Raw genomic sequence first — 1,119 nt, 5'->3', positions numbered from 1 at the left:
AGGCAGGCTTCTCCTTTCTCGACGCGCCCGTGTCAGGCGGCCAAGCCGGCGCCGAGAACGGCATCCTGACCGTCATGGTCGGCGGCGAGCAGTCGGCCTTCGACAAAGCCAAGCCGGTCATTGACGCCTACGCCCGTATGGTCGGGCTGATGGGTTCGGCCGGCGCTGGCCAATTGACGAAAATGATCAACCAGATCGCCATTGCCGGCCTCGTCCAGGGCCTGGCCGAAGGTATCCATTTCGGCAAGAAGGCCGGCCTCGACATCGAGAAGGTTGTCGAGGTGATCTCGAAGGGCGCCGCCGGCTCCTGGCAGATGGAGAACCGCCATAAGACGATGAATGCCGGCAAATATGATTTCGGCTTCGCCGTCGACTGGATGCGCAAGGATCTCGGCATCTGCCTGGCCGAGGCCAACCGCAACGGCGCCAAGCTGCCGGTAACGGCGCTTATCGACCAATTCTACAAGGACGTGCAGGACATGGGCGGCAAGCGCTGGGATACCTCCTCGCTGCTTGCACGCCTGGAAAAATAGGCGCCACGATGCCCCTGCCCGACCCGAGCTGGAGCGCCGACGACGTCGTCGCGCACCTGCGCGCGATCGGCACGGAGGCGAATCTGGCGGGCATGGCGCGCTTCGGCATCAACACGGCGAGCGCGCTTGGCATCGGCAATTCCGACTTGCGACCGCTGGCGCGCAAGCTGAAGAAGAACCACGAGCGATCGCTTCTGCTCTGGGAAAGCGGCATCCGGGAGGCGCGGCTGATGGCGGCCTTCACCGGCGAGCCTAAGAAGGTCGACATCAACCAGTGCCGGCGCTGGGCCGCGGATTTCGACAGCTGGGAGATCGTCGACACCGTTGCCGACCTGTTTGCCGAAACGCCATTCTGGCGCGGCCTGATCGACGAATTCGCAGAAGACGAACGCGAATTCGTCCGCCGCACCGCCTTTGCCATGCTCGCCTGGAGCGCGGTCCATCTGAAGAAAGAGCCGGACGCAACCTTCCTTGCCTATCTGCCGCTGATCGAGAAGCATGCCCGCGATCCGCGCAATTTCGTTCGCAAGGTGGTCAACTGGGCGCTGCGGCAGATCGGCAAGCGCTCGATGAGCCTGCACGCCCC

2 protein-coding genes are annotated in these 1,119 nt (G+C 63.9%); both read left to right on the top strand.

Annotation, left to right across the window (positions count from 1 at the left end; all coding sequences use genetic code 11):
• Positions 1-533: NAD(P)-dependent oxidoreductase (locus tag EOA27_RS37500; RefSeq protein ID WP_145970869.1), on the top strand; the 533-nt coding region annotated here is incomplete at its 5' end.
• Positions 534-541: 8 nt separating this feature from the next.
• On the top strand, positions 542-1,119 hold a 578-nt coding region (locus EOA27_RS37495), incomplete at its 3' end, for a DNA alkylation repair protein (protein ID WP_127258844.1).

Origin of the sequence: Mesorhizobium sp. M2A.F.Ca.ET.037.01.1.1 (assembly GCF_003998075.1) — a bacterium.
In the GTDB taxonomy this organism is placed as follows: Bacteria; Pseudomonadota; Alphaproteobacteria; order Rhizobiales; family Rhizobiaceae; genus Mesorhizobium.
This window is presented reverse-complemented; position numbering and strand designations above follow the sequence as displayed.